We start from the raw sequence: 7,394 nt of genomic DNA on the forward strand, positions 1-7,394 counted from the left end.
TCGCGCCCGAGACCGGCAACAACGGCTGCAACGCCTGCCACTGCTCATCAGTCAGCTCATGCCTGCGCACCACGGCACAAGATCAAAGCACGTCAGACGAACCAGCTTTGAGGACGGGCCCTAGGGCCTGCATCGAAGTCCATGTTCACGATAGCCGGGCCTGAGGCGCGACTCTCATCGAACGGGACTTCGATACAGGAACTGGTAGTTGCTGATCTCGACGAGGTTCCCATCCGGGTCGCGGACGTAGACGCTGCGGATCGTCCCGACCGCGCCCGTGCGGTCGACCGGGCCTTCGAGGATCGCGACGCCGTGCTCCCGCAGCGTCGCGATCACCTCGTCGAGCGGGTCCTCGGTGATGAAGCACAGGTCGGCGCTGCCGGGAACCGCCTGGCGGGCCTTGGGTTCGAACTCGTGGCCCGCCTCGTGCAGGTTGATCTTGCCGCGGCCGAACGCGAGTGCCTTGCGGCCGTCTTCGAACGTGACCTCCTCCATGCCGAGGACGCCGGCGTAGAAGTCGATCGTGCGGGTCAGGTCGGCGACGGTCAGCACCAGGTGATCCAGCCGGTCGATGCGCATCGTCCTAGTGTGGCAGGCATGGGGATTCGCCTGTCGGTGCTGGACACGTCGCCGATCGTCCAGGGCTCGACACCGCGAGAGGCGCTGCGCAACACCGCCGATCTCGCGGAGCTGGCGGAACAGCTGGGCTTCCACCGGTACTGGGTACCGGAGCACCACGGCATGCGCGGGGTCGGCAGCTCCGCTCCTGCCGTGCTCACCGGACACCTGGCGGCGGTCACTTCAAGAATGCGCATCGGCGCGGGTGGTGTGCTGTTGCCGAACCACCCGCCACTCGTGGTGGCCGAGCAGTTCGGCACGCTCGCGGCGCTGCACCCCGGCCGGATCGACCTCGGCGTCGGGCGGGCGCCGGGTGGGCCGCCGCACGTCGTCACCGCACTTCGCAGGAGCTCGGCGCCGTACCGCGAACAGCTGGAAGAGCTGCTCACGTTGCTCGATCCCAGGAACACCATCGCCGTGCCGGTGCGGGGCGGCAACGTGCCGGAGGTGTGGCTGCTCGGTTCCTCCCCAGGAACCGCCGAGCTGGCGGCGGCGTTGAACATCCCGTTCGCCTTCGCGCGGCACCTCAGCCCGGACCAGACCTGCAGGGCGGATCTGGTCAGCGTGTCGGTGATCGCCGCGGATGACGACGAACGGGCTGAATGGCTGGCCGGGCCGATCAGGACGAAGGTGCGCAGCCGCCGCGAAGGCGACCGGATCCTGTTGCCCAGCCCCGAGGACGCGGCCACGCACCTCGGCCCCGACGACGGCCGCGTGCTGACCGGCGGGCCGGAGACGATCACGCGCAAGCTCCAGGCTGTGATCGACGAGACCGGCACGGAGGAGCTGATGATCACCTCGCCGATCCACCACCACGCGGACCGCCGGCGCAGCTACGAGCTGGTGGCGGCGATCGCGGGCGGCCTCAGCTCCACTGCGCCTTCCGGTGCAGCGGAGCCGTGATCTGCCGGCCGAACTGAGGCCCGCCGAGGTGCCACACGCGCTCGCCGGAAGGGCACCACCGCCCGTCCGCGGCCAGGTGGGGACCCAGTTCCTGATTGAGTCGGTCGTCCTGTGCCCGGCCGGCGTCGTGCTGGGGCTGCTGGGCACCGCCGGTTACGCGGCCGCGCACGGCTGGCCTGCGGTGATCCCCGTCGAAATGGTCGGTGCGGAGCTGGCCGCGGCCGTGCTGACCGGCGTGGTCGCCGGCGTCTACCCGGCGGTCAGGGCGTCCCGGCTCACCCCGACGGAGGCGCTCGCCGCGCCGTGAGAAAACTGTCGTGCTCGAATGTCGAGTTCCAGAGGGTTCGTTCGTCCTCGGAAGGACGACTGGAGGGCATTGATGCACTACATGTTCCTGATCTACAACTGCGAGGACCGGCCGGGGCCCGGCGACCCGCGGTTCGAGGAGATCCTCACGCGGGTCAACGCCTTCGCCGACGAGTGCCGGCGCCGGGGCGTGTTCGTGGCGGGCGACCCGCTCAAGCCCGCGAGCACCGCCACGACCGTGCGGGTGCAGGCGGGCAAGGCGATGTTGACGGACGGGCCCTTCGCCGAGACGCACGAGCACCTCGGCGGGTACTACCTGCTCAACTGCCGTGACCTCGACGAGGCGCTGGAGCTCGCCGAAATGGTTCCGCAGGCGCACTTCGGCTCCACGATCGAGGTGCGGCCGGTCGACCACATCCCCGGCTTGAACCACGGGGTGGCATGAGCGACCTCGCGTCGGCCGCGGTCGAACGGGTGTACCGCGAGCACCGGTCCCGGATGCTCGCGGCACTCGTGCGGGCGCTCGGCGACTTCGAGCTGGCCGAGGACGCGCTGCAGGAGGCGTGCTCGCAGGCGTTGCGCAAATGGCCACGTGCACAGGTACCGGACGATCCGTTCGCGTGGCTGCTCACCGTCGCCCGCAACCACGCGCTCGACCGGCTCCGGCACGCGCGGATGGCCCGCACCAAGCTGCCCACACCTCCGGAACCGGTCACGATGACCGAGAAACAGCTGGCAGACCTGGGCGACGAACGGCTGTCGCTGATCTTCACCTGCTGCCACCCCGCACTCAACGAGGAGGCACGGGTAGCGCTCACACTCCAGGCGGTCGCGGGGTTCACGGCCGCGCAGATCGCACGGTCGTTCCTCGTCGCCGAACCCGCGCTGGCCCAGCGCCTGGTCAGGGCCAAGCGCAAGATCCGCGACGCGGGCATCACCTTCGAGGTGCCGGCGGACCACCTGCTGCCCGAACGCCTGTCCGGCGTCCTCGCGGTGATCTACCTGATCTTCACCAGGGGCTACACGACGGCGGACACCGATCTGCGGCTGGAAGCGCTGCGGCTCGGCAAGCTCGTCGCCACCCTGATGCCCGACGAACCCGAGGCGCACGGGCTGGTGGCGTTGATGCTGCTGCACAACTCGCGCAGCGCGGCCCGTCTAACGTCCGACGGCGACGTCGTGCTGCTCGAAGACCAGGACCGCGCGCTCTGGAACGTCGAGGAGATCGCAGAGGGCATGACGCTGCTCGACCGCGCGCTGCGGTTCGGCGCGCCCGGCCCGTACGTGCTGCACGCCGTGATCGCGGCCTTGCACGTGCAGGATCCCGTGGACTGGTCCCGGATCGCCGCTCTGTACGGCGAACTCCTCGTGGTGGCACCGACTCCGGTGATCGAGCTCAACCACGCTGTCGCGGTCGCGATGGCCGACGGGCCGGAGGCGGGGCTCAAGCTGATCGACGGGATCGCCGGGCTGGAGTCCTACCACCTGCTGCACTCCGCCCGCGCCGATCTGCTGCGCCGCCTGGATCGGCGTGAGGAAGCCGTTGCCGCGTACCGGCTCGCGCACGAGCTGGCGGTCAGCCCCGCCGACCGGCGTTTCCTCGCCGGGCGGCTGCGTTCACTGGAGGTGCCCTGATGCGACTCACCGTGCTCGACCACGGCCACCGCCTGCCCGCCCGGATGTTCTTCGGCTTCACGAAGCTCGTCTCGCGGGTCCCCATGTCGGACGTGCCGAAAGCCCTGTTGTACCGCCCCGATTTCTTCGGCGGCGTGTTCCTCGACCTGACCGCGAAGACGATGCGAGGACCGTCGTTCTGGACGGCGGGCGAACGCGAGTACCTGGCGATGCGCACGTCCGAGCGACTGCAGTGCCCGTTCTGCGCCGTCACGCACGCCGAACTGATCCAGATCGCCGGTGATCCCTCACCGTTGCGGCCGGAGCTGCTGGCCGCCTCGGCTTTTCTCGACGACTTCACCCCGCCCGACCTGCCGCGCGACGCCGCGGTGGACGCGCTGAACGTCAGCCTGGTCTTCCAGGTCGTGAACCGGCTCGCGAACGTGTTCGGGTTCGAGCTCCAGCCCGGCCAGCTGAAGTCCGGCACCCGCTCGCTGCACCGGTTCGGCTACCGGTTCCCGCGGTTCCTCACCGGTCCCGGCGAAGGCACCACGGCCGAACTGCGCCGCGCGGTTCTGGAGGCCCCGGCGCACACACCGCCGGAACTACGCCGGGCGGCTGCGAGTGGCGAGGCCTGGGGTTCTTACGCCGCAACCGTTCGCACCGCGTCCCACCTCATCACCGACGACGACATCGCACGGCTCAAGCAGGACCACACCGAGGACGAGATCTTCGAGGTCACCGTCGCGGCCGCCGTTGGCGCAGCTCTCAGCCACTACGACACCGGCAGGAAATTTCTCGGCGACTGATGTCGAGTTCCGGACCGCTCGCTCGTCCTTCGCTCAAAGCAACGACAACCCCGAGGAGCGAGAGATGTCCGGACAGGTCAACTGGTTCGAGCTGCCCGCGGAGGACACCGCGAGGGCACGGGCGTTCTTCGCCGGCGTGTTCGGCTGGGAAACGAGCCTCATGGGCGACGACTACCACGTGATCACCAACGGCGCGTCGGGCGCGATCGCCGTCAAGGACGCGCAGCTCACCCAGCCGCGCATCTACTTCCACACCACCGACATCGACGCGTCGGTGCGCAAGGTCGCCGAGCTCGGCGGCAAGAGCGACGACGTCCAGACCGTGCCGGACGTCGGCCGCATCGCCCACTGCTGGGACGACCAGGGCACGGCGTTCAGCCTCTACGAGCCGCAGGCCTGAGCGCGTTGGGGTGGCCCGCCATCAGGTGGGCCACCCATGCACCGCTGCCCTTTGAGTCCTCTTCGGACTGACGTCCCGACGCGTTACCATGCTGGGCATGTCGGACATCGGCGTGCTCTCCGCGCACCTGCTCTCGGGCTTCCAGAAGGAGCTCTTCACCCGCCTCGCCGAGGCGGGCCACGAGCACCTGCGCCCACGCCACGGCGCGGTCATGGCCTACCTCGCCCTCGACGGCAGCCGCGCGAGCGAGCTGTCCGAGCGCTCCGGCCAGCACAAGCAGGTCATCGGCACGCTGATCGACGAGCTCGAACGCCTCGGCTACGTCGCCAGGCAGCCCGATCCGGCGGACCGGCGGGCAAAACTGGTGGTGCCCACGGAAATGGGCCGCGACCAGATGGTCCAGGCCGCGAGGATCGTCAAGGACATCGAGGCCGGGTTCGCCCGCCAGGTCGGCGCCGAGCGGTTCGCCGCCTTCAAGGAGGTGTTCGGCGAGATCGCCGCGCACTACCGCTAGTGGTGTGGCCCGGAACGTTGCCGGGGGAATTCGCGGTCAGACGGGTGCATCGTGGTGCCGCCCCCGCGTCCTCGTACTGGTTGTACGGGGGCGCGGGGGCGGTGCCGCGAGGTGCCCTGCTGAGCGTGAATCACCTCGCCAACGTTCCGGACGCGCCACTAGACGGCGATCTCGTCGCGGTGCGCCGCGAGGAAGTCCTTGAGCGACAACCACGAAGGCACGATCGACCGCGTCAGCTCGGTGTCCCGGCGGCTCAGGATGTGTTCTGGGAACTCGGTGTAGTACTGGAATTCCAACACCCAAAGCCGGGACTGATCCCGTGTCCATCTGAACACAGGAAGTCACGATCCGGAGTTAGCAGTAACAGCGAGCGATCACACAAGACGGGATGCGTCACGCCTCCCGCAGCCGTTTCAACCGTCCCCGGTCGAAGACTGCGGCAGTGACGGTGCCCTGCTGCCACGAAGTGCTCGACCCACCATCACGTCGACATGACCGGCTTGCAGCGGGGTGAGTGCGCTCCCACCGTGCGGCATCACGTGCAGGGCTTTCGGCGCTGCAGCTTGCGGTGTGCAAGTCCTGCAGCGCCGCCACCTTCGTCGCCGGGTTAGCCGGAAATGGTTGCAGTGCTTGTGACGCAGAGACCTACCGCGCCCGCGCTACTCACCGTGCTCGGCATCTACAAGTTAGAAGGCAGCGTGGCGCTGTTCGGGGCGTATGACCGCACGCGGCGTAGAGCTGCGAACTCCTCCCTTCCGTACCCGCCGCCACCTCCGCTCTCACTCTTCGTTCCGCCCATGGCTATCAGCAGGTTTACCAACAACCTGGCGGCACGCGAGTTGCCGTGATCGGCAAGCGTGCCTAACACGTGGAGGGCGTCGTCGACCCGTCCTCGACCTTGGTCTGGACAGCGAGCTCAACCTGGTCGGCTTCTCGTCGGTGCCACCGCACCCCGGAGACCCGGATCAACACGGTGCCGTCCGGTGCCAGGGCGGTGGCTGGTCCATCACCTGCCACCAGCGTGATCGCACCACCGTGGCGTCGCAGCAGTTCGACATCATTGTGCTCGGTGAGCAGGCCTGGTCGTTCCACTTCTGCTGGGGACTGGACGACATCGCCGGCGCGTTCGCCGACATGTGGGACGGGGTCGCCGAGCACGCGACCGTGGATGTCTGTGGAACGACGGCGTGCAGGGCACCGCGTTGCGCGACCCCGCGAACGGGTTCGAGGCCGACCGCGGCCCAGCGCGGCCACAGGCTCGTCGACCCGGCGGCTACCAGGAGCGAGCCTGGGTGTTCGACCGGCACGTGGACCGCTCCCTGGCCGAACGCGTGCAGGTCGTCACCGCCGCGGCCGACGCACGGGACCTCTCGGAGTTCGCGGCGGCTGCGGCTGATCACCTGCTCCCGCTGGCTGAGCTGTCCGTTCGGCGCCGAGCCGGCCGGGCTGGGCGGCGCGGGCACGATCGTCGCCTGGACGCCCCGCCGTCCGCACCGTCGTCGCTGGACGACAGATCAGCGGCGGAGCTGGCCGCCGCCTACGAGAAAGTGACCGGCAGGCCGTGGCTCCAGCCACCCGGTCTCGCCCACGCACTCGTCGAGGTCGCCGTGCACGCGTTGCGGTCGGCGGACGACCCAGGCGATCGCCACGCGGTCGCGGCGGCGCTGGCGCAGACCCGGCTCGACACGATCTGCGGCACCCTGGACTGGACCGCAGGCCCCGCGCCATCGATCGCGCGCGTGCCCCTCACCAGCGGCCGCTGGATCCGCCACCAAGGCCGCATGCAACTGAGGACCTAATGTCGCGGGCTCAACTCATCCGGCCTCTGACACCGAGATCATCTTCCAGCTGCTCAACGCCTGGGTGCGGATCACCGAGCGACTGATCCCGACGCACTGCCGCGACGAGGTGGCGAGAGCGACCACCGGTTCCGCGTGCCGCCAGAACCGCGTCAGCGGCGGCCGGACGTGAAGACAGCGACGATCAGGAACAGGCCGCCGAAGTGGCTGACGCAGGGTGTTGCCGTTGCCGTCCTCCGGTGCGGAGCAGGATCGCGGACCAGACGGCGGCGGCCACGAGGACCAGGTTGCGCAGTACAAGTACCACTGTGACGGCCACACCGCGGTCATGCAGATCGTCCCACAGCAATGGGAACTCCAGGTGTGTCAGTCCACAGCAGACGACGATCAGCAGGGCCACCGGCCGTTGCCGGCTCCGCGGGTGCGCGAGG

The 7,394-nt window shown here is 69.2% G+C and carries 12 protein-coding genes; 9 read left to right on the top strand and 3 right to left on the bottom strand.

Features of this window, described 5'->3' with window-relative positions:
- Positions 1 to 174 precede the first annotated feature (174 nt).
- Positions 175 to 579: a VOC family protein gene (locus tag ABFX45_RS45515; protein ID WP_346137317.1), complete on the bottom strand. Its 405-nt coding sequence runs from the start codon at positions 577 to 579 to the stop codon at positions 175 to 177.
- Positions 580 to 597: 18 nt separating this feature from the next.
- Here ABFX45_RS45515 and ABFX45_RS45520 point away from each other — a divergent pair, with 18 nt between their 5' ends.
- The 7 genes from ABFX45_RS45520 (at position 598) to ABFX45_RS45550 (ending at position 5,164) form a co-directional block, all read left to right on the top strand.
- Positions 598 to 1,521 carry an LLM class flavin-dependent oxidoreductase gene (locus ABFX45_RS45520; RefSeq protein ID WP_346137318.1) on the top strand — a complete coding sequence of 308 codons (924 nt, stop codon included), beginning with the start codon at positions 598 to 600 and terminating at the stop codon, positions 1,519 to 1,521.
- A complete protein-coding gene (locus ABFX45_RS45525; protein WP_346137319.1) occupies positions 1,505 to 1,828 on the top strand; it encodes an ABC transporter permease in 324 nt (107 codons plus the stop codon). Before ABFX45_RS45520 ends, ABFX45_RS45525 begins: the two co-directional genes overlap by 17 nt.
- Positions 1,829 to 1,900: 72 nt before the next feature.
- Complete coding sequence (locus ABFX45_RS45530; RefSeq protein WP_112225867.1) at positions 1,901 to 2,272, top strand: YciI family protein; 372 nt, start codon at positions 1,901 to 1,903, stop codon at positions 2,270 to 2,272.
- Positions 2,269 to 3,462 (top strand): RNA polymerase sigma factor, encoded by a 1,194-nt coding sequence (locus ABFX45_RS45535; protein WP_346137320.1) that lies wholly within the window; start codon positions 2,269 to 2,271, stop codon positions 3,460 to 3,462. The genes ABFX45_RS45530 and ABFX45_RS45535 overlap by 4 nt, the downstream gene beginning before the upstream one ends.
- A complete protein-coding gene (locus ABFX45_RS45540; RefSeq protein ID WP_112225869.1) occupies positions 3,462 to 4,250 on the top strand; it encodes a carboxymuconolactone decarboxylase family protein in 789 nt (262 codons plus the stop codon). The genes ABFX45_RS45535 and ABFX45_RS45540 overlap by 1 nt, the downstream gene beginning before the upstream one ends.
- 64 nt (positions 4,251 to 4,314) lie before the next feature.
- Positions 4,315 to 4,650: a VOC family protein gene (locus ABFX45_RS45545; protein WP_109636486.1), complete on the top strand. Its 336-nt coding sequence runs from the start codon at positions 4,315 to 4,317 to the stop codon at positions 4,648 to 4,650.
- A gap of 97 nt (positions 4,651 to 4,747) precedes the next feature.
- On the top strand, positions 4,748 to 5,164 hold the full coding sequence (locus ABFX45_RS45550; protein ID WP_346137321.1) for a MarR family winged helix-turn-helix transcriptional regulator: 417 nt from the start codon (positions 4,748 to 4,750) through the stop codon (positions 5,162 to 5,164).
- A gap of 158 nt (positions 5,165 to 5,322) precedes the next feature.
- Here the strand turns inward: ABFX45_RS45550 and ABFX45_RS45555 are convergent, their stop codons facing one another.
- Complete coding sequence (locus tag ABFX45_RS45555) at positions 5,323 to 5,463, bottom strand: hypothetical protein (protein WP_346137322.1); 141 nt, start codon at positions 5,461 to 5,463, stop codon at positions 5,323 to 5,325.
- A 562-nt stretch (positions 5,464 to 6,025) separates the two neighbouring features.
- Positions 6,026 to 6,322 (bottom strand): hypothetical protein, encoded by a 297-nt coding sequence (locus ABFX45_RS45560; protein ID WP_346137323.1) that lies wholly within the window; start codon positions 6,320 to 6,322, stop codon positions 6,026 to 6,028.
- 29 nt (positions 6,323 to 6,351) lie between these two features.
- On the opposite strand from ABFX45_RS45560, the gene ABFX45_RS45565 reads away from it, so the two are divergent.
- On the top strand, positions 6,352 to 6,963 hold the full coding sequence (locus tag ABFX45_RS45565) for a type 1 periplasmic-binding domain-containing protein (RefSeq protein ID WP_346137324.1): 612 nt from the start codon (positions 6,352 to 6,354) through the stop codon (positions 6,961 to 6,963).
- A gap of 226 nt (positions 6,964 to 7,189) precedes the next feature.
- On the top strand, positions 7,190 to 7,394 hold a 205-nt coding region (locus ABFX45_RS45570), incomplete at its 3' end, for a hypothetical protein (RefSeq protein WP_346137325.1).

It is taken from the genome of Lentzea roselyniae (assembly GCF_039537795.1).
GTDB lineage: Bacteria > Actinomycetota > Actinomycetes > Mycobacteriales > Pseudonocardiaceae > Lentzea > Lentzea atacamensis.

Coding starts and splice junctions, on each gene's coding strand:
- ABFX45_RS45550 (WP_346137321.1), top strand. CDS start 4,748: ATGTCGGACATCGGCGTGCTCTCCGCGCACCTGCTCTCGGGCTTCCAG.
- ABFX45_RS45515 (WP_346137317.1), bottom strand. CDS start 579: ATGCGCATCGACCGGCTGGATCACCTGGTGCTGACCGTCGCCGACCTG.
- ABFX45_RS45540 (WP_112225869.1), top strand. CDS start 3,462: ATGCGACTCACCGTGCTCGACCACGGCCACCGCCTGCCCGCCCGGATG.
- ABFX45_RS45520 (WP_346137318.1), top strand. CDS start 598: ATGGGGATTCGCCTGTCGGTGCTGGACACGTCGCCGATCGTCCAGGGC.
- ABFX45_RS45535 (WP_346137320.1), top strand. CDS start 2,269: ATGAGCGACCTCGCGTCGGCCGCGGTCGAACGGGTGTACCGCGAGCAC.
- ABFX45_RS45545 (WP_109636486.1), top strand. CDS start 4,315: ATGTCCGGACAGGTCAACTGGTTCGAGCTGCCCGCGGAGGACACCGCG.
- ABFX45_RS45530 (WP_112225867.1), top strand. CDS start 1,901: ATGCACTACATGTTCCTGATCTACAACTGCGAGGACCGGCCGGGGCCC.